At 36.2% G+C, this 19,825-nt stretch carries 16 protein-coding genes and 1 riboswitch; of the genes, 2 read left to right on the plus strand and 14 right to left on the minus strand.

The window, feature by feature from the left end; translation table 11 throughout:
• Positions 1-5 precede the first annotated feature (5 nt).
• Together PK35_RS05795 and PK35_RS05800 are read right to left on the minus strand one after the other, a co-directional pair.
• Positions 6-2,975, minus strand: coding sequence for an amidohydrolase family protein (locus tag PK35_RS05795; RefSeq protein ID WP_044625764.1), 2,970 nt, complete (start codon positions 2,973-2,975; stop codon positions 6-8).
• A gap of 75 nt (positions 2,976-3,050) precedes the next feature.
• Positions 3,051-4,118 (minus strand): DUF3810 domain-containing protein, encoded by a 1,068-nt coding sequence (locus tag PK35_RS05800; protein WP_044625765.1) that lies wholly within the window; start codon positions 4,116-4,118, stop codon positions 3,051-3,053.
• A gap of 243 nt (positions 4,119-4,361) precedes the next feature.
• Here PK35_RS05800 and PK35_RS05805 point away from each other — a divergent pair, with 243 nt between their 5' ends.
• On the plus strand, positions 4,362-5,822 hold the full coding sequence (locus PK35_RS05805; protein ID WP_044625766.1) for an aminoacyl-histidine dipeptidase: 1,461 nt from the start codon (positions 4,362-4,364) through the stop codon (positions 5,820-5,822).
• A 140-nt stretch (positions 5,823-5,962) separates the two neighbouring features.
• On the opposite strand, the gene thiD is transcribed toward PK35_RS05805, so the two are convergent.
• From thiD to PK35_RS05835, 6 genes are all read right to left on the minus strand, one after another.
• Positions 5,963-6,775, minus strand: a complete 813-nt coding sequence (gene thiD, locus PK35_RS05810; RefSeq protein WP_044625767.1) for a bifunctional hydroxymethylpyrimidine kinase/phosphomethylpyrimidine kinase — start codon at positions 6,773-6,775, stop codon at positions 5,963-5,965.
• Complete coding sequence (gene tenA, locus PK35_RS05815) at positions 6,763-7,416, minus strand: thiaminase II (RefSeq protein WP_044625768.1); 654 nt, start codon at positions 7,414-7,416, stop codon at positions 6,763-6,765. The genes thiD and tenA overlap by 13 nt, the downstream gene beginning before the upstream one ends.
• Complete coding sequence (gene thiE, locus PK35_RS05820) at positions 7,413-8,036, minus strand: thiamine phosphate synthase (RefSeq protein WP_044625769.1); 624 nt, start codon at positions 8,034-8,036, stop codon at positions 7,413-7,415. The genes tenA and thiE overlap by 4 nt, the downstream gene beginning before the upstream one ends.
• 5 nt (positions 8,037-8,041) lie before the next feature.
• Positions 8,042-8,806 carry a hydroxyethylthiazole kinase gene (thiM, locus tag PK35_RS05825; protein ID WP_044626055.1) on the minus strand — a complete coding sequence of 255 codons (765 nt, stop codon included), beginning with the start codon at positions 8,804-8,806 and terminating at the stop codon, positions 8,042-8,044.
• Between the two features lie 79 nt (positions 8,807-8,885).
• A riboswitch (TPP riboswitch) is annotated at positions 8,886-8,978 on the minus strand.
• 66 nt (positions 8,979-9,044) lie between these two features.
• Positions 9,045-9,869, minus strand: a complete 825-nt coding sequence (gene ygiD, locus PK35_RS05830) for a 4,5-DOPA-extradiol-dioxygenase (protein WP_044626056.1) — start codon at positions 9,867-9,869, stop codon at positions 9,045-9,047.
• A gap of 180 nt (positions 9,870-10,049) precedes the next feature.
• A complete protein-coding gene (locus PK35_RS05835) occupies positions 10,050-10,937 on the minus strand; it encodes an SDR family oxidoreductase (protein ID WP_044625770.1) in 888 nt (295 codons plus the stop codon).
• A gap of 150 nt (positions 10,938-11,087) precedes the next feature.
• Here PK35_RS05835 and PK35_RS05840 point away from each other — a divergent pair, with 150 nt between their 5' ends.
• Positions 11,088-11,456, plus strand: a complete 369-nt coding sequence (locus PK35_RS05840) for a winged helix-turn-helix transcriptional regulator (RefSeq protein ID WP_044625771.1) — start codon at positions 11,088-11,090, stop codon at positions 11,454-11,456.
• Between the two features lie 3 nt (positions 11,457-11,459).
• On the opposite strand, the gene PK35_RS05845 is transcribed toward PK35_RS05840, so the two are convergent.
• From PK35_RS05845 to PK35_RS05870, 6 genes are all read right to left on the minus strand, one after another.
• A complete protein-coding gene (locus PK35_RS05845; RefSeq protein WP_044625772.1) occupies positions 11,460-11,912 on the minus strand; it encodes a hypothetical protein in 453 nt (150 codons plus the stop codon).
• A 174-nt stretch (positions 11,913-12,086) separates the two neighbouring features.
• Positions 12,087-15,443 (minus strand): preprotein translocase subunit SecA, encoded by a 3,357-nt coding sequence (gene secA, locus PK35_RS05850; RefSeq protein WP_044625773.1) that lies wholly within the window; start codon positions 15,441-15,443, stop codon positions 12,087-12,089.
• A 173-nt stretch (positions 15,444-15,616) separates the two neighbouring features.
• Positions 15,617-15,838 carry a DUF2795 domain-containing protein gene (locus PK35_RS05855; RefSeq protein WP_019387375.1) on the minus strand — a complete coding sequence of 74 codons (222 nt, stop codon included), beginning with the start codon at positions 15,836-15,838 and terminating at the stop codon, positions 15,617-15,619.
• A 348-nt stretch (positions 15,839-16,186) separates the two neighbouring features.
• A complete protein-coding gene (locus PK35_RS05860; protein ID WP_044625774.1) occupies positions 16,187-16,759 on the minus strand; it encodes a cob(I)yrinic acid a,c-diamide adenosyltransferase in 573 nt (190 codons plus the stop codon).
• Between the two features lie 152 nt (positions 16,760-16,911).
• The gene (locus PK35_RS05865) at positions 16,912-17,682 is read right to left on the minus strand and encodes an O-methyltransferase (protein WP_044625775.1); all 771 of its coding nucleotides are present in this window, start codon (positions 17,680-17,682) and stop codon (positions 16,912-16,914) included.
• Positions 17,683-17,802: 120 nt separating this feature from the next.
• The gene (locus PK35_RS05870; protein WP_044626057.1) at positions 17,803-19,665 is read right to left on the minus strand and encodes an ABC-F family ATP-binding cassette domain-containing protein; all 1,863 of its coding nucleotides are present in this window, start codon (positions 19,663-19,665) and stop codon (positions 17,803-17,805) included.
• Between the last annotated feature and the right edge of the window lie 160 nt (positions 19,666-19,825).

Genomic DNA, 19,825 nt, shown 5'->3' on the forward strand with positions numbered 1-19,825 from the left:
GTAAATTATATTTCGGTATCCATAGAATCACAGTGAAGAAGTTCTTTGGTTTTCTTTTTAATAGGTTGCGTTTTTAAACCTTTGTTTTTTGCTTTTAGCATCATGTTTGTCAGTTTGCTTTTTTCGGCTAAAACTTCGGCTTGCATGGTTTTATCTCTTTCTAAATCGAAATAAGTTTTACCTTCAATAATGGTTTTTTCGGCTTTAGCGTAAATAGATAATGGATTTTGAGACCATAGCACCACATCGGCATCTTTACCTACTTTTATACTTCCTACGCGGTGGTCTATGTGTAATAATTTAGCAGGATTTAGAGTTACAAATTTCCAAGCTTCCTCTTCACTAACACCACCATATTTAATGGTTTTAGCAGCTTCTTGATTAAGGTGTCGCGACATTTCGGCATCGTCGCTATTTATGGCAACGGTTACACCTGCATTGTGCATAATACTTGCGTTGTACGGAATGGCATCGTTTACCTCGTATTTGTAAGCCCACCAATCGCTAAATGTAGAACCACCAACACCGTGTTCTTTCATTTTGTCGGCAACTTTATAACCTTCTAAAATATGAGTGAAGGTATTGATGTTGAAGTTGAATTTTTCGGCAACCTTCATGAGCATATTAATTTCGCTTTGCACATACGAATGACACGAAATAAAACGCTCTTTATTTAAAATTTCGGCTAAAACTTCAAGCTCAATATCTTTTTTATACGGCTTGCCGCTTTTCTTTAAAGCATCATAAGCTTTGGCTCTGGTAAAGTAATCGATATACAATTGCTCGACACCCATACGCGATTGCGGGAAGCGCGAATAACTGCTCCAGTTAGATTGTTTAACGTTTTCTCCTAAAGCAAATTTGATGAATTTTGGCGTATCGTTATACACCAAATTACTTGCCGATTCGCCCCATTTTAATTTAATAATAGCAGAACGACCACCAATTGGATTTGCAGAACCATGTAAAACCTGAATAGATGTGACGCCACCCGCAAGATTGCGATAAATATTGGTGTCGGTTTCATCAATAACGTCTTCAATACTTACTTCGGCGGATGAGTTTTGCCCACCTTCGTTAACCGATGCTGTTGCAATATGCGAATGCTCATCAATAATTCCTGCAGTTAAATGTTTGCCAGTAGCATCGATAACTTTGGCTCTGCCACTCGATAAATCTTTACCAATTTTTACAATTTTACCGTCTTTAATTAAAACATCGGTGTTTTGTAAAATACCATCGGCTTCACCAGTCCAAACAGTTGCATTTTTAAAAAGTAAAGTTTCAGTTTCTGGTAATTCGTTAAACCCAAAGGCTTTGTTTGGGTAGCTTACAGCAAAAAGGGTATTGGATTTTTCTTTGTCGTCTTTATGTTTATCTGCTTTGTCTACAGCTTTAGTAGCTTTTACAGAAAACGGTGTTTCGGTTCCGTTGGGTAGAATAGATTTTCCACTTAACGTATTTTCGGCATCAACTTTGGCAACAATTCTAATGAATTCTTGTTTTGTAGTGTCGATGGTAGTAAACGAAATATTTACCCAATCATCTTTGTAACTTATTTTAGAACCTAAGGTTTTGTCGCCCGATTTAATTTCGGTTTTTGGTTTGCTTAACTCACCAGAAATGCTCATTTCGTAAGGTTGATTGTCAATAGTAAACGTGTAATCGCCTGTAATATCTTTGGTAGATAAGTCTTCAATTACAGTTTTTTCACCTTGTACCCAGTTTTCGTAAAGGGTTGTTTTTTTGTCGAAAATATCGCCCGAAGTAATTAAAAAGTTGGCTAAACTTCCGTTTTTAAGCGAGCCAATAACCGCTTCTTTGTTAAGAATTTTAGCGGGAATTGTGGTTAAAGCTTCCAAGGCTTTTTCTTTAGAAAGCCCTGTACCAATAGCTTTTAAAATATTGGCTTTTAATTCTTTTGCCGATTTTAATTTGTGAGTCGTAAATGCAAACGTAACTCCGTTTTCGGCTAGAATTTTTGGGTTATGCGGCTTTTGGTTCCATGCACGCATATCCTGAAGCGATAATGACGCTGTAGCAAACGGATCTTCAACATCGTAAGCATCAGGGAAATCTAATGGTAAAATAATTGTAGCGTTGGTCGCTTTAATATCTGCAATACGCTCGTACTCATCGCCACCACCAAGCATAACATATTGTATACCGTAGGCATCACCAACTTTATCGGCGCGCATAATGTTTGCTCTACTGCCGGCTTCAAAAAACTGGATAAGTGTTTTGTTTTTATTTAAGGCTTCAAGCGATAAATCTTTGGTGCTGATATTGCCTTGAGCATACCAATCGGCATCAATATATAATTGTCTTAAAAGCGCCATGCTTCCCATTATTGAACCAGGGTAATACTGACTAGAAGTTACGCTTTTTCTAAATGATAAATACTGTCCAGAAGTCTCATCAATGATGCGATGCTCGTTTCCATTTTTATTATTAAGTGCAATTAAAGCGCCAGTACCACGAACAATACCATCTTGAATATGTGTGTTTACCACGCCAAAACCTGCTTTTAGTAAATCGGTAGCACTTTTTTCGTCGTATTTAAATTTCGCTATAGCATCGTTTTCAGGCATCACGTGGTCATTCCAGTAATAACCTGTTCTGGAAGGATTGTATTGCGCAGAGCGCGAACCTCCCGAAGTTCGTGTTGGTTTTTCAACACCAAAATCCGAATAAATATCAATAAAAGACGGGTAAATACTTTTGCCATTTAAATCGATAACAATAGCATTTTTAGGAATACTTACCGAGCTTCCAGAATTAACAATTTTACCATCTTTAATTAACAGCGTACCATTTTTAATAACTTGAGTAGGTGTTACATAAATTTTGGCATTTGTTAAAGCAGTGTAGTTGGTGTTTTTAGTATGAACACCGTCGTTTTTAGGAAAATAGTCTTGTGCATTTATTACAAATGCCCAAAGCATTGTAATAAACAAAAGGTACTTTTTAGTCATGTTTTTAAGAGTTATTTGGCGTTAAATTAGTTAAATTAAGATTTGATTAAAAAATCGTTAACATTATTTAACTTTTTATAAAGATTTTTCATCAAAGTAATTCACCAATAGCGCCACCACATAACTGTAACTCTCCATGCCTTTGCTCTGTTTGTTAGCTTTTAAAAAGCCACTATAAAACTGTTTAAAGTAAGGTTCGGCAGGATTTTGATGCGTCTCCCAAAACAAACGCACTTCTTCGTAGTTTTTTAAAACGCCCTTATTAACATCGGCAATCATATCTTCAAAAAGGCAGACATCACGACGATAAATCTCATTCAAGCAAAACCGCAACGCGAACGTGCAACCAGTATATTTAAAATATAAATCATCATGATTAATAGCGGCTAAACAACCAATAAAATTCGCTTCATTTTCGGCAGCATAACCCAATTGGTGAGCCATTTCGTGCGTTGCCGTAGTCGGGAATTTATAGCTAGGAATAAGCGCATCCACTTGCGCTTCGTTGGTTAACGGATTTAAATATCCGCTAAAACCCATGTAAGTTAACGGATAACTAAACAACGATTTTTTTACACTTTTAGGTTGATATTCCAAATGTGGAAAAACACTTTTCAAGCGTTTATATCCCAAAGGCGCTTTGTTTAAAATGTCGCTTTTTGTGTAAGGTATATCAATTTGTAAGCTATCATTTTTCGCAATTTGTAAGTGTACGGCGTTCGATTTTTCAATCAGCTTTTCAGTAACCAAAACCAGTTGCTCTGTGGTATAATCGGCTTCTAAATTCAAATTTCGGTGCAATGGCAAGCGGTAATAATTCAAACCCCAAAACAAATGAAACGCAAAATACAGCACAGCAACGGCAGCAAACACATCAACCAACCAATTTTTGGTGTCTTTAAACACACGTTTTCGGTTTTTAAAAACCCAACGGATTATGTAAATGGCAGCCAAACAATACACCACATCACCAAACGAAAATGGTAGCCAACCCAAAACATATCTAAACAACTTAGAAACCACAGGGTAGAGGCCATTACTGTAATACTGCTCAATAAAATTAGGGTAATTCACCAACCATTTTACCAGCAAAAACTGCGGAATAACAGACAGCGCAAGCAACGTTTTTTTCTTTTTCAGCATACCTCAAAAATACTAAAAATTTGTGCCATTTCGTGGTTGGCATTCTATAAAGGTTTCTTCCTGCTTTCCGCTATATCTTTTATGTGTAATAAGTTTTGGTTGTGTTTAAAAGTGCGCTTTTTAATCAAAATTGTTCTTCAATTAAAATTAAACAGTTGGCACATAAAAGGATGCCGCTGCAATCAGGAGCAGGCGCTAAGGTCGGTTACTTTTTGCTACCTTTGCAATCTAAAAATAAAATACATGAGCCAAGAGATAAAACAATTAGAACCACAAGAACTTTGGAGCAAATTTGATGATTTAAACGCGGTACCGCGACCATCAAAAAAAGAAGAACGGGTTATTGCTTTTATGAAAAATTTTGGAGAATCTCTTGGTCTAGAAACCGTTGTAGATGCTGTTGGTAATGTTATCATTAAAAAACCAGCCACGGCAGGCATGGAAAACCGAACCACCGTAGTGATGCAATCGCATTTAGATATGGTACACCAAAAAAATAACGATACCGTTTTCGATTTCGACACACAAGGTATTGATATGTACGTAGATGGCGATTGGGTAAAAGCCAAAGGAACAACTCTTGGTGCCGATAACGGTTTAGGTGTTGCCACCATTATGGCCATTTTAGAAAGTGAAACTATAGTTCATCCTGCTATTGAAGCCTTGTTTACTATCGATGAAGAAACAGGCATGACGGGTGCCATGGGCTTAAAAGGTGGTTTACTAACAGGTGGTATTTTACTAAACCTCGATACTGAAGAAGATGACGAAATAGGTGTGGGGTGCGCTGGAGGAATTGATGTTACGGCTACAAGAATTTACAACGAAGAGGAAACTCCAGAATTTAAAATTGGTTACCAAATAAAAGTAAAAGGGTTACAAGGCGGGCATTCTGGTATGCAAATACACGAAGGTTTAGGTAATGCCAATAAAATTATGAACCGTTTGTTATTTGATGGTTTTGAGTATTTCGGATTACGCATTTCTGAAATTGATGGTGGTAGTTTGCGTAACGCCATTCCAAGAGAAAGTACTGCAATTGTGGCTATTGATGCTATTCATGAGGAGAAGTTTAAAATTGAAATCAATAAACTGGTAAATACCATTAAAAATGAATTTAAAACTACCGAACCAGATTTAGAAATTGAGGTTGAAGCTTGCCAAACACCAGAAAAAATCATGGATTTAGGTATTCAAGAAGGTGTTACCCGAGCGTTGTATGCAGCGCATAATGGTGTATATCGCATGAGTGCCGATATACCAGATTTGGTCGAAACCTCAAATAATATCGCCCGCGTAGTTATAAAAGCAGGGAAAATTCATATTGGTTGCTTAACACGTTCGTCGGTAGAGAGTTCTAAAACCGATTTAGCAAACACCTTGCGCGCTACTTTTGAGTTAACAGGTTGCGAAGTTGAGTTTTCGGGCGATTATCCAGGTTGGGCACCAAACATGGACTCGAAAATATTAAAGGTGATGACAAAAATTTACGAGGACTTAAATGACGAAAAGCCACACGTAGCAGCATGTCATGCAGGTTTAGAATGTGGTATTTTAGGGCAGAATTACCCAAATATGGATATGATAAGCTTCGGACCAAATATTAAAGGTGCACACTCACCAGATGAACGTGCTCAAATTTCTTCAGTGCAAAAATATTGGAAATTTGTTTTAGAGATTTTAAAAGCTATTCCGGAGGCTTAAATTTTAAATGTCTGTCATCCTAAACTCGGTTCAGAATGTAATTAATCAGATTAATAATGCGTTTTTAAGAATCTGAAATAATTCCGAATATTTTCAGAATTATTTCAGATTTGTTAGTTTTATTAGATGCCTTTTTCTGTTTACAAATTAAAATGATTAATGGGACCGTTACCTTTTCCTAAAATTTTGTTTTTTCCGTTGTAAATGGCTTTGTTTACAAAATCACAACCTTTTTTAACTGCAACTTCTAAAGGATGACCTAAACATAAATAGGTGGCAATACTTGATGATAAACTACAACCCGTGCCGTGGGTGTTTTTGGTGTCAACTTTAGTATTCACAAATTCGTGGATGCTTTTGCTGTTGTAATCAAATAAAACATCCATAACTTGGTTACTATGGTTTTCAATGTGGCCACCTTTTAATAACACCGAAGTTTGGTATGTGTTCGCAAGTGCTTCCGCGGAAGCGATAAAATTATCAGTAGAAATTTTTGACTCCAAAAGTAATTCCGCTTCGGGGATATTGGGAGTTATTAAATCTACTTTTGGTAAGAAAGATTTTAGAGTTTCAATGGCGGTATCGGTGATTAATTTGTCACCTGAAGTAGCAACCATTACCGGATCTAGTACGATGTTTTTGGCGTTGTACTGCGCAAGTTTTTCTTCAACAGTTTGAATGACTTCTTTGGAATGAAGCATACCAATTTTTATGGCACCAAATGTTATATCGTTTAAAACAGCATCTAGTTGTGCACCGATATGCGTTACAGGAATAGCGTGAATATCTGTGACACCTAGCGTGTTTTGTGCTGTGGTTGCGGTAATCACGCTAGCGACAAAAGCGCCACAAGCACTAATGCTTTTTATATCGGCTTGAATACCAGCGCCACCGCCAGAATCGCTGCCAGCAATGGTTAAAACACTGTTGTATGTTGAATTTATATTTTCCATGATTCTTGGTTATATGCGCTATGCCAAAAAAGATATTCTAATTTTGAGGCTTTAGTAAAAGCGTCGTTCATTTTTTCTAATCGATCCGCCGAAGCTAATTCTGCATAATTATTGGTGATTGCGATGGCTTTTTCAACCGATTTAGCAAAATCTTCACCGCCGTAGGTATTAATCCAATCTTGATAGGGATTGTTGTCTTGGTTTTTCTGTTCGCTTAAAATATAATCGCCTATTTGTTTATAAATGGTAAAACAAGGTAAAACGGCGGCGAGGACTTCTTCAATGGTATGCGTATGTGCCATTTTAGATAGATAACTGGTGTATAATTCGCAAGTTGGTGACGCTTCAATATTTAGTTTTTCGTCTTTTAAAAAGAGTTGATGCAAGGCGTTTTCAACGTGAATAATGCCAGTTGCAGCATCTAAGAAAAACTGTGTGTCATCATCTTTACTGCATTTTACGCCAACCGAAGCGAGCGTTTTTTTGTATTCCGATAAGTAGATCGCATCTTGATGGATGTAAAATAAAAACACAGCTTTGGACAATGAACCATCAATTAACTCGGTAATAAAAGGATGTGTTTTTATGCGATTAAGTATAGGCTCAGTTTTTTTATTGATATGATTGTACCAATTGGTCATAATAATTGTTTTAAAAATTGGGTTGCAACTTCTGGGTTTTCAGCTTTTGATATGGCTGAAACTACTGCTATTCCATCAGCTCCGTTTTGCATGATTTCTTTGGTGTTATTTTTGTCGATGCCACCAATGCATACAATAGGTTTTGAACTTATTTTTCTGATAGATTGTAAACCAGAAATACTCAAAGGTTTATCTAAATCTTCGGTTTTGGTGTTTGTGCTAAAGATGGGCGAAATACCAATATAATCAATCGGTAATTGGTTAGAATCTTCAGCTTGTTGGTTGTTGCTCACTGATAATCCTATAATTTTAGTTTCGCCTAAAAGTTTTCTAGCAATACCAATTGGCATATCGTTTTGTCCTAAATGGACGCCATCGGCATCTACAGCCAAAGCAATATCAAGGCGGTCGTTAATAATCAAAGGAACGTTATAAAGTTCGCAAAGTGATTTTGCTCGTTTAGCCCGATGATAAAAGGCTTTTGTGCTGCGTTGTTTTTCTCGCAATTGCACAATGGTTGCACCACCTTTTAAAGACGCTTCAAGAATGTTGAAAAACGTAGCGTCATCTTCAATTCTATCATCGGTAACATACATTAATCGGTAATCGATAGTTTTCATATTGATTATTTTAATTGATGCAAGGCATCTAAAAAATGCATTTGAAAACTTCCAGGACCTGCCGCGGATTTTTCAGCTAAATTACCCGCTTGTCCCATAATTTCCATACCAACCGTTGCGGTTGTATGGTAATCTTGGTTTACAGCAATACATGCACCAATAATACTTGTTGCGGTACAACCCATACCCGTAACTTTGGGCATAAGCGCACTTCCATCAGTAACTTTAGATATATTATCGCCAGTAACAATATAGTCGGTAGCGCCACTAATCACTACGGTATTGTTGAGTTCTTTGGATAGTTTTTGAGCGGCTTCAACGGCAGCATCAGAAAGCTCGGTGCTATCAACACCCTTTGCGCTATTGGTGAGTTGTGCTAAGGCCATAATTTCTGAGGCATTACCACGAATGACATTGGGAACGGCAGCGTTTATAATTTGTTGTGCGGTTTCCGATCTAAATTTGGAAGCGCCAACACCAACCGGATCAAAAACGAAAGGTTTGTTTAAGGCTTTGGCTTTTTTAGCGCTTAAAATCATAGCGTCAATCCATTTTTCGCTCAATGTTCCCATATTTATAACCAATGAAGACGAAATGGAGACAATATCTTCAACTTCCTCTACGGCATGCGCCATAACTGGTGAAGCACCAACAGCAAGTAGAGCATTGGCGGTATTATTCATAACCACGTAATTTGTGATATTGTGTACCAAAGGCGATGTGTTGCGAATGGCATTTAGTATGTTATTAAATTCTTCTGTTTTAGACATAAATTTTAGTTTTGCATTAATAAAAAAAGCCACTTTCACGGGTATGAAAGTGGCTTGTATATTGATATACATCAAATGTGTGTTACAATCCTCGTTTCCCTCCGCTGTTATTAAACATCTCAGGTTCATAGGGTATAATCTCAGCCAATTTTAGGCACCCCTAACAATTCAGTAATTTATTTTATAAATTTTGTTGAAACGAATTTAGTTGAAAATCATCACAACGCAAAACTAAAGGCTATCCAATTTTAACCGAAGTCATGGTTAACGATCCAGCGAGAGGTTTATCATTAAAAATAGAAAGGTCTTCGTTCTTGTCTTTTAAGGCCAAAGTGTAAATTAAAGGCAAATAATGCTCGGGTGTTGGTATGGCTAGATCAAAAGCGGTACCTTGCGATTTAAAATTGATTAAATTTTGATGGTTGCCATCTAAAATCCAATGCTTCATTTTATCATTAGCTTCAATAGCCCAATCGTATGCATATTCGCTATTTAGTTTATTCCAAGCCACCATGCGTAGGTTATGTACCATGTTACCGCTGCCAATAATAAGCACGCCTTTATGGCGTAAATTGTATAATTCTTTAGCCAAATCGTAATGATATTGCGGCGGTTTTGTGTAATCAATACTCATTTGGATTACTGGAATATCGGCATTCGGATAAAGATGTTTTATAACACTCCACGCACCGTGGTCTAATCCCCATTTGTCATCTAAATGAACCGTAGTGCTTTTTACCATGTTTTTGGTTTCGTTAGCCAACTCCGGACTACCAGGAGCTGGATACTCCACATCGAATAGTGCCTGAGGAAAACCGCCAAAATCATGAATCGTTCTTGGGTTATCCATTGCGGTTACAAAAGTTCCTCGCGTTTCCCAATGCGCCGAAATACACAAAATAGCCTGTGGCTTAACTAAGTCTTTACCCAATTGCCTAAACGATGCGACAAATTCGTTTTCTTCAATCGCATTCATGGGGCTGCCATGACCTAAAAACAGCACCGGCATTTTACTAGTGTTATTCAAGCTTTTTGTGAGTTTGTGTAAAGTGTTTAGCGACATACTTTTGTTTATAAATGGTAAACTAGCCAATGTTAGTAAAAAATCTTTTCTATTCATAATTTATATGAATTTGAAGGTTAGTTTTATCTCATAATTTGAGATTCTTCAGTCGTTCCTCCTTCTGAATGACAGGGTGTTTTATACGTTTGATTATTTTCGAATAATATCAATCAACGAAAATTAACTGTAAACCGATTCAATAAATGTTGCAATAGGTGTTGTTTTTCTTCCTAAGATGTTTTCAATATCGGTTTTGTTCCTGTCAAATTCACCTTGTGCAATACCTTCACTAAAAAGTGTTGTTAAACCAATAGCAGCATCAGGAACGCCAGCATTACTTAACGTGTTTTTAAACTCGGTAATCGATGGTGAAACATGCTGAATGTTTTCATTTAGAGTATTAGAAAGGCTATTCGCTATATCTTTAAAAGCAACAGTTTCGCTACCGTTAAATTCTAAAATTTGATTGGTGTAGGCTTCTGGCTTTAAAAGCAAATTCGCTTCCGCTTCAGCGAAATCTTCACGCGCCACAAAGGCAGTTTTACCATTTTCGGTTGGTAAAAATACGGTTTTGGTGGCTAGTAATTGTTCTTTAGATCCTATAAATAATGGGATTACTTCGGCATACAAACTATGGCGTAATATGGTGTAGGCTTTACCTGAGTTTATTAATAAATCTTCGGTTTGCTTATGAGTTTCAATAACAGGAAATAGCGGCGCGCTTTCCGATTCTGTTTTTCTTACCGAACTAGTGTAAAACACCTGTTTAATATCACTATTTTTTGCAGCTTCAACCACATTTTGATGTTGTTTCAAGCGGTTTTCTACATCGTTACCCGATACAAAATATAGGACATCTACATTTTTGAATGCGGTACTTAAACTTTCCAAGTTATTGTAGTCGCCCACTTTTACTGTAATACCTTGTTGTTTGTACGCTTGAGCTTTATCTGAAGTTTTATCTCTTACTAAAACAGCAATGTTTTTTACGTCAATTTTATTTGATAAATGTTTTACAACTAAACTACCTAAGGCACCAGTGGCTCCGGTGATTAAAATGTTATTCATGGTATTAAAATATTTTTTAAATTTACATACTTATTAAAAGTTACTTACTTTTAGTAAGTCAAAAATACAAAGCATTGTAGTTGTAAACAAGAACTTACAGCGCTGTAGGATGCTTATGTTTTTGTTAGTTTTATTGAAAATCAACAGGTTATGAGTGAAGAAAAATTAAATAAATTTTCAGTTTCTGAAGATTGCCCCGTGCGAAACGTGCTCGATAGAATAGGTGATAAGTGGTCTATGCTAGTGCTTTTGGTATTAAATGAAGAAGGCGTGCTGCGTTTTAATGAGATTGATAAATACATTGAAACGATTTCGCAACGCATGTTATCGGTAACTTTGAAAGGTTTGGAAAGCGACGGATTAATAAAACGAACGGTTTACCCTGTAATTCCGCCGAAAGTTGAATATGAGCTTACCGAACGCGGACAAAGTTTAATGCCACATTTGCAAAGTTTAGTAAGTTGGGCAAAAGCTAACTTAAACGATATTAAAGCGTCGCGTGTGGCTTTTGAGGCTTAGATTTTAAATAAATATAGTTAGTATATTTAAATCTTCATCAAATTCGAAATTTTGATTGCTTGTTACTTCAACATTTTCTATATCACCAAAATCGCAACATTGGTTTGTTTTCGGTTCAATTCTATCATAGCTTACTCTAATTGATTCTAAGTTTTCTATATCAATAATTAGATCTTCAGAAGAGAAAAAAGATGTAGCAATAGTATGTTTGTATTGAGTAGAAGAGTCTCCATAGACACTAAAACTTATGGCTTCATTTTCATTTGATGTTACGGTAATGTCTTCGGTGGTTATAGCATGGTTTTCAATAAAGTTTTCACCAGAATTTGACTCAATAACTTTTATAAATAAACCAACGACAGCACAATCGACAGTTGAACAATCAGGAGTATTATCATCTGAATTATTACAACTTAAAATTATAAGGGCAAATAGGTAAATAGCAATTTTTTTCATGGTGTCGTTTTAATTTTAAGATGACGGTTTGTTGTAATGGTTGCGTTTATGGCATAAAAAAAATCCCGAAACCATTTGTTCTCGGGATTTTTTTATGTCAACCTGAACTGGTTTCAGGTTCTTTTTATTTTGAATTGAGATTCTGAAACAAGTTCGGAATGGCGATATAAAATCTTACTCATCAACCAAAACCCAGTCGCCTTTAGCTAATAACGGTTCGGCTTGTTTGTATTTTACAGTTTTGCTTTCACCGTTCATGACGTGTTTAATAGTTACACGATCGTTACGACCAATTTTTGGTTTGTCGCGAACAACGGTTTCAACAGTTTGTTGTTGTTGGCTAGCACCTGCACCAGCAGCTCTACTTTGTGCAGCACGTTCGTCAAGATTAGGAATTTCTTCTTTACTTGTTTGTACTTTTTCGGTTTTTCTAGCTCTCGCTTCTTGTATGTTTTCTTGAGTTTCGCTTGGTAATTCACCTTTAAATAAGAATGAAATTACGTCTTTGTTAACCTCGTCAATCATGGCCTTGAACAATTCGAAAGCTTCAAATTTGTAGATTAAAAGCGGATCTTTTTGTTCGTGCACTGCTAATTGTACCGATTGTTTTAACTCGTCCATTTTACGCAAATGCGTTTTCCACGCATCATCAATAATGGCTAGTGTAATGTTCTTTTCAAAATCGGTAATTAATTGTTTTCCTTTTGTTTCGTAGGCCTTTTCTAAATCGGTAACCACATTCAAGCTTTTTACACCATCGGTAAATGGTACAACAATACGCTTGTATTTGTCACGCTGATTTTCATAAACGTTTTCAATAACTGGGTATGCAATTTCAGCATTACGTTCCATTTTCTCACGGTAGTTTTCAAATGCTGCTTTGTACACTTTCGATGTAATTTCTTGAGCCGAAAGTTTTCCAAATTCAGCTTCAGAAATAGGAGAACTCATCGAGAAATATCTAATTAATTCAAACTCGAAGTTTTTATAATCGTTAGCCCCTTTATTTGTTTCTGCAATGTTTTCCGAAGTATCGAAAATCATATTAGCTAAATCTACACGTAAACGCTCACCGTTTAAGGCATTGTAACGACGTTTGTAAACCACTTCACGTTGGGCGTTCATAACATCATCATACTCTAATAAACGCTTACGAACACCAAAGTTGTTTTCTTCAACTTTTTTCTGAGCACGCTCAATAGATTTCGATATCATGGAATGCTGAATAACTTCGCCTTCTTTTAAGCCCATTCTATCCATCATTTTCGCAATACGCTCGCTACCAAATAAACGCATTAAGTTGTCTTCTAGAGATACGTAGAATTGAGAACTACCAACATCGCCTTGACGACCAGCACGACCACGTAACTGTCTGTCTACACGACGCGAATCGTGGCGCTCGGTACCAATAATGGCTAAACCACCAGCAGCTTTAACTTCGTCGCTTAATTTAATATCGGTACCACGACCAGCCATGTTTGTAGCGATAGTTACTTGTCCGCTTTTACCAGCTTGATCTACAATTTCGGCCTCTTTTTTATGTTGTTTCGCGTTTAATACGTTATGCGGAATTTTACGAATGCTCAACATTTTACCAAGCAACTCCGAAATTTCAACCGACGTTGTACCAATAAGCACTGGACGTCCAGCTTGCGATAACTGAGTTACCTCGTCGATAACAGCATTGTATTTTTCGCGTTTGGTTTTATAAACTAAATCTTCACGATCGTCACGCGCAATAGGTTTGTTGGTAGGAATTTCAACAACATCAAGTTTGTAAATTTCCCAGAATTCACCAGCTTCGGTAACCGCTGTACCCGTCATACCAGACAGTTTACGGTACATTCTAAAGTAATTTTGAAGGGTTACCGTAGCAAATGTTTGGGTAGCATCTTCAATTTTTACGTTTTCTTTAGCTTCAATCGCTTGGTGTAAACCATCAGAGTAACGACGGCCTTCCATAATACGACCTGTTTGCTCATCAACAATCATAACTTTATTATCCATCACCACGTATTGTGTGTCTTTTTCAAATAAAGCATACGCTTTTAAAAGCTGATTTAATGAGTGAATACGCTCCGATTTTATACCAAAATCTTTGTAAAGATCTTCCTTAAGTTCGGCTTCTTCCTCTTTAGATAAATTTTGTGATTCAATTTTAGCAATTTCAATACCTATTTCAGGAAGAATAAAGAAGTTAGGATCGTCTTTACCCGAAATATATTCAACACCTTTATCGGTTAATTCAATTTGATTGTTTTTCTCTTCAATAACATAGTACAATTCAGCATCAACCTTTGGCATTTCGCGGTTGTTGTCCTGCATGTAAAAGTTTTCGGTTTTTTGAAGCAGTTGTTTTACGCCTTCTTCACTTAAAAATTTAATAAGTGCTTTGTTTTTTGGCATACCGCGATACACGCGTAACAGTTGGAAACCGCCTTCTTTAGTATCTCCATCGTTAATAAGTTTTTTAGCCTCGGCTAAAACACCAGTTAAATATTTGCGTTGAACGCTAACAATATCGTCTACTTTTGGTTTTAATTCGTTAAACTCATGGCGATCGCCTTGCGGAATTGGACCAGAGATGATTAATGGCGTACGCGCATCATCAACCAATACAGAATCGACTTCATCGACAATGGCGTAGTGATGTGGACGTTGCACTAAATCGTCTGGAGAGTGCGACATGTTATCGCGCAGGTAGTCGAAACCAAATTCGTTATTTGTGCCGTAGGTAATATCGGCTTTGTAGGCCTTACGGCGCGCTGCAGAGTTAGGTTGATGGTAATCTATACAATCAACCGTTAAACCATGGAACTCAAAAATTGGTGCCATCCACGCGCTATCACGTTTGGCTAAGTAATCGTTAACCGTTACTAAATGCACACCTTTGCCAGCAAGCGCGTTAAGGTAAACCGGTAACGTAGCGACTAAGGTTTTACCTTCACCAGTTTGCATTTCGGCAATTTTACCTTGGTGCATGGCAATACCACCAATAAGCTGTACATCGTAATGAATCATGTCCCAGGTAATTGGTTTTCCTGCGGCATCCCAAGAATTTGCCCAAGTAGCGGTGTCGCCTTCAAGCGTAACGTAATCTTTATCGCCAGAAATAGTTCTGTCGAATTCGTTAGCAGTAACAGAAAGCGTTGGGTTGTTTGCAAAACGTTTCGCTGTTTCTTTAACTACAGCAAAAGCTTCAGGCAGAATATCGTTTAAAACATCTTCGGTAACTTTATATGCGTCATCTTTAAGTCTATCTACTTGATCGTAAATATCTTCGCGCGCATCAATATCTTCAGTGTTTTCGGCCTCTTTTAAAAGGTTTGCAATTTGCTCATCAATAGATTTATTGGCTTCGGCAATTTTAGACTTAAACTCGACAGTTTTTGCACGAAGTTGGTCGTGCGATAGGGACTCTAAAGCACTCTCGAAGGCTTTCACCTTTTTTACAATAGGCATAATGGCTTTAACATCTTGTTTCGATTTATCGCCAACAAATACCTTTAATACAGAATCTAAAAAACTCATGTGTATATGTTTTACGGTTTGCCAGATGTACTGGAAAACTTGTGATTTTATGTTAATGTGTTCTATGTATCAAGAAAAACATTCAAAGATACAGTATGTTATTATTTTATGTAACCAAAAGCATAAAAAAAAGCCTCAAAATAGAGACTTTTTAATGTTGTTTATGTGTTTTTTTAATATTCATCTTCATTCCAAAGATAATCTTCGTCTGTTGGGTAATCAGACCAGATTTCTTCAATAGAATCATAAGAATCGCCTTCGTCTTCAATAGATTGTAAATTTTCAACTACTTCTAAAGGAGCGCCTGTTCTAATAGCGTAATCTATTAATTCGTCTTTAGTTGCTGGCCAAGGCGCATCGCTTAAATAAGATGCTAATTCTAATGTCCAATACATGTTGTGTTCGTTTTAATTTTTCTGCAAAAATAAATTTTTAGTTTAAACAAGCAAGAAAAAAGTGAATTATTTTAATTTAAATAAAAATATGTTCAATTTTACTGAATATCAACAGTTTTACTAAGGTTTAAAACTTAAATTTTTAAGGTCTCTTTTAATTAAAAATAAGTTTTAGTTACTATTAATTTTAAATGAACGTTTTAAAGCAATTAACTATTTAGTTAGGGCGCTTCCCATAAAGGGTCGGGCTTTACGCTACAAGTTTTGGCTCGATGCGCGCCTCGCCAAAAGCTATTCGCTGCAATCCCTAGCGCAACTTTTAGGTTAAATAAAGTGTTTAGAATTGCCTTAATACTTTTTAGGCACCCATTTAACTTCGTTTGCTTGCAAGTCGTAAGTCAACTTTCGTGCCAACACAAAAAGGTAGTCAGAAAGGCGGTTTAAGTATTTAAGAGCATTCGCTTCAAAAGGTTCTAAGTCGTTAAGTGCTGTGGCTAAACGTTCGGCTCTACGGCAAACACAGCGCGCTATATGACAGAATGACACGGTTTGATGGCCACCGGGTAAAACAAAGTGCGTCATGGGTGGTAACGATTCGTTCATGGCATCCATTTCTTTTTCAAGAAGTGCAATATCTTCAGCAGATATTTTTTCAATATTTAGGCGTTCTTTACCATTTTTTAAGGTGGCTTTTTCTGGTGGAGTTGCCAATATAGCTCCTATGGTAAATAAGTTGTTTTGTATTTTTATAAGTACAGCTTTAAAATGCTCATTAATATCTTGATCGCGAATTAAACCTAAATGTGAGTTAAGTTCATCTATCGTGCCGTAACTTTCTATGCGAATATGATGTTTTGGTACACGCGAGCCCCCAAAAAGTGCTGTTGTGCCGTTATCTCCGGTTTTGGTGTAGATTTTCATAATTGTAAAGTTACAGGTAAAAAGTTAAAAGTTGAAAGTTTTTACCGCGAATTAAAGTGGTTCGTTTTAGTATTAAATAAGCTAGAAGTTTATTTGATTATAGCTCTAGTGTTTCTCGAAAAGTTTAGTTAACCGACTTAATAAACTAGCAATTACGTTCTTATTACAAAATGCTCTTTAACCTGTTCTTTTCTAAAAAATACAAATCCCCAGAAAAACGTGTCGATGGTTACAGTAACTTTTGGATGTTGTTTAATGGTTTCCCAAGCTTCGGTCATTCCTTTACTCCAATAAATATCATCGAAAATAAAAACCGAATTGTTGTGAGCACTGTTTAATAGGGTTTCAAAATAGTTTAGAGTGGCTTCTTTTTGGTGGTTGCCGTCAAAAAAAATTAAATCGAAAGTGTTTTGTTTTAGTTTTTCAACTTCGGTGTCGAGGTTCGCCGTAATTAGTGAAATATTTTTTAAATTATATGTGTTAAAAAGCGAAGCTGTAAATTTTGATAGGTTTGGGCAGCCCTCAACAGTTGTTATATTTCCTTCTTTATGCCCTAAACTTATAGCTTGTGTGGCAAAACCTAAAGAAGTGCCAAGTTCTAGAATGGTGTTAGGTTTAAAGTAATTAACTACTCGAAATAACAATTTTGCACGCCTGTTTGTTGTGCTGGCGTATTTTGCTATTTCAGAAATTTGCCGTTTTGTTTGTTTATTGACTTTTGAGCCAGCGCCAAAATCGGTTACATCGATGAAATTTTTGTTGTTTAGTAATTGTTTTTTGTAGTTTAAAATGATTTTGTAAGCAGGATATTTCTTTTTATCGTAAAAGCACAGCGTGACTAAATTATAAACAAAAGGCGAGTGCACACCATGTTGATTGGTCGATTTTAATAGGAATTTTATGTATTGTATTATTTGATGCATTTAATATCTTTTACCTAGTTCTCGATACAAAATTCTTTTGAGAATTTTACTCGAACCGACAATGTATTACAGATTGTGTAACTTCAAGTGTCCTGATAATAAATGGGATTTATCGAGAAGTTAATCCTCTAATTTTTCACTCAATTCGAACCAGCGTTCTTCTTTAGCTTCAATGGTGTCAATGATGCCTTGTAGTTCTTCTGATAATTTATTTATATCGTCTTGGGTTAAATCGGGGTTTAAAAATTTGTCTTCAAGTTGTTTTTTGTCGTAAGTCAACGATTTTAATTTGCTTTCAATGTTTTTAAGTTCTTTTTGTTCGTTGTAGTTTAATTTGTTGGCTTCATTTTGTTTAACGGCTTCATCTGTTTTTTTGTCTTCTTTTACCGTTGGTGTTTCTGGTTGGCTGTCTTCGTAAACACGATAATCGGTATAGTTTCCTGGGAAATCTTCAATGTCGCCTTCACCTTTAAAAACAAATAAATGATCAACGATTTTATCCATGAAGTATCGGTCGTGAGAAACCACCATGATACAACCTGGGAAGTCTAATAAAAATTCTTCCAAGACATTTAGGGTTACAATGTCTAAATCGTTAGTGGGCTCATCAAGAATTAAAAAATTTGGATTCTGAATTAGAACCGTACATAAATACAGTCGTTTACGTTCGCCACCACTAAGTTTTTCAACAAAATCGTATTGTTTTTTTCTACTGAATAAAAAGCGTTCTAAAAGCTGTTGTGCGCTAATTTGACGACCTTTTTTTAACGGAATATAATCGCCAAATTCTTTAATAACATCAATAACTTTTTGTTCTGGTTTTACAGCGATGCCGTTCTGGGTGTAATAGCCAAATTTTACCGTATCGCCTTTAATAACTTTCCCAGAATCTGGTGCTAAGGTTTGGGTTAAAATGTTTAAAAATGTGGTTTTTCCTGTGCCGTTTTTTCCAATAATACCAATACGTTCGCCTTTTTTAAACGTGTACTCAAACTTGTTTAAAATGGTTTTGTCTTTAAAGGCTTTCGAGACATTATGAAACTCAATTATTTTACTGCCCAAACGTTCCATGTTAAGCTCCAACTGCACTTGGTGATCTTTACGGCGTTGGTGCGCACGGTGTTTAATATCGGAGAAATCATCAATTCTCGATTTCGATTTTGTGGTTCGTGCTTTAGGTTGACGGCGCATCCATTCTAACTCTTTTTTGTATAGTTGTTTGGCTTTGCCTGTTTCTACGGCTTCACGCTCAATACGATCGTCGCGTTTTTCGAGGTAATACGAGTAGTTGCCTTTATAGCTATACAGTTTGCCTTCGTCTAGCTCGATAATTTCGTTACAAACCCGCTCTAAAAAGTAGCGGTCGTGCGTTACCATAAAAAGAGTGATGTTTTCTTTGGCGAAAAAATCTTCTAGCCATTCAATCATTTCAAGATCTAGGTGGTTGGTTGGTTCGTCAAGAATTAGTAAATCAGGTTTATTTATTAAAGCGTTTGCAAGAGCAAGACGTTTTTTTTGTCCGCCAGAAAGCGTGCTTATTTTTTGATTTAACTTTTCAAGTTTTAGTTTAAAAAGTATTTGTTTGTATTGCGTTTCGAAATCCCAAGCTTGGTGACGCTCCATAGCTTCGAAAGCTTTTTGGTACGCAACAATGTCATCGGGATTTAACAGTGCTTTTTCGTAGTTTGATATAATGTTTAAAACAGGATTGTCGCTAACAAAAATGGTTTCTTCAATAGTTAAATTGTTATCAAATTTAGGATCTTGCGAAAGAAAGGATACGTTTATGTCTTTTCGGTAAATTACATTTCCATTATCGGGCGCGTCTTCACCAGAAAGAATTTTTAAAATAGATGTTTTTCCGGTTCCGTTTTTTGCTACAAAGGCTATTTTCTGGTCTTTGTGGATGCTAAACGAGAGGTCTTGAAATAAAACAACCTCACCGTACGATTTCGATATGTTCTCGACTGTTAAGTAATTCAAAGGATATTTTTTTGCAAATAACGCATAAAATACCAAAAAATTAGTTATATGTTTTATTGTTCATGCCTAAAACTTATATTTGTCAGAAATCCGTCTACCACAATGAATAAATATTTAGTATTTGTTTACTTAATTTTTTGTGTTTTTTTTTCGTCTTGTA

The organism is Neotamlana nanhaiensis (assembly GCF_000943555.1).
Taxonomy (GTDB): Bacteria; Bacteroidota; Bacteroidia; order Flavobacteriales; family Flavobacteriaceae; genus Neotamlana; species Neotamlana nanhaiensis.

Coding starts and splice junctions, on each gene's coding strand:
- PK35_RS05805 (WP_044625766.1), top strand. CDS start 4,362: ATGAGCCAAGAGATAAAACAATTAGAACCACAAGAACTTTGGAGCAAA.
- PK35_RS05855 (WP_019387375.1), bottom strand. CDS start 15,838: ATGTATTGGACATTAGAATTAGCATCTTATTTAAGCGATGCGCCTTGG.
- thiE (WP_044625769.1), bottom strand. CDS start 8,036: ATGAAAACTATCGATTACCGATTAATGTATGTTACCGATGATAGAATT.
- PK35_RS05800 (WP_044625765.1), bottom strand. CDS start 4,118: ATGCTGAAAAAGAAAAAAACGTTGCTTGCGCTGTCTGTTATTCCGCAG.
- PK35_RS05860 (WP_044625774.1), bottom strand. CDS start 16,759: ATGAAAATCTACACCAAAACCGGAGATAACGGCACAACAGCACTTTTT.
- tenA (WP_044625768.1), bottom strand. CDS start 7,416: ATGACCAATTGGTACAATCATATCAATAAAAAAACTGAGCCTATACTT.
- thiD (WP_044625767.1), bottom strand. CDS start 6,775: ATGGAAAATATAAATTCAACATACAACAGTGTTTTAACCATTGCTGGC.
- PK35_RS05835 (WP_044625770.1), bottom strand. CDS start 10,937: ATGAATAACATTTTAATCACCGGAGCCACTGGTGCCTTAGGTAGTTTA.
- PK35_RS05795 (WP_044625764.1), bottom strand. CDS start 2,975: ATGACTAAAAAGTACCTTTTGTTTATTACAATGCTTTGGGCATTTGTA.
- PK35_RS05840 (WP_044625771.1), top strand. CDS start 11,088: ATGAGTGAAGAAAAATTAAATAAATTTTCAGTTTCTGAAGATTGCCCC.
- PK35_RS05865 (WP_044625775.1), bottom strand. CDS start 17,682: ATGCATCAAATAATACAATACATAAAATTCCTATTAAAATCGACCAAT.
- thiM (WP_044626055.1), bottom strand. CDS start 8,806: ATGTCTAAAACAGAAGAATTTAATAACATACTAAATGCCATTCGCAAC.
- ygiD (WP_044626056.1), bottom strand. CDS start 9,869: ATGTCGCTAAACACTTTACACAAACTCACAAAAAGCTTGAATAACACT.
- PK35_RS05845 (WP_044625772.1), bottom strand. CDS start 11,912: ATGAAAAAAATTGCTATTTACCTATTTGCCCTTATAATTTTAAGTTGT.
- secA (WP_044625773.1), bottom strand. CDS start 15,443: ATGAGTTTTTTAGATTCTGTATTAAAGGTATTTGTTGGCGATAAATCG.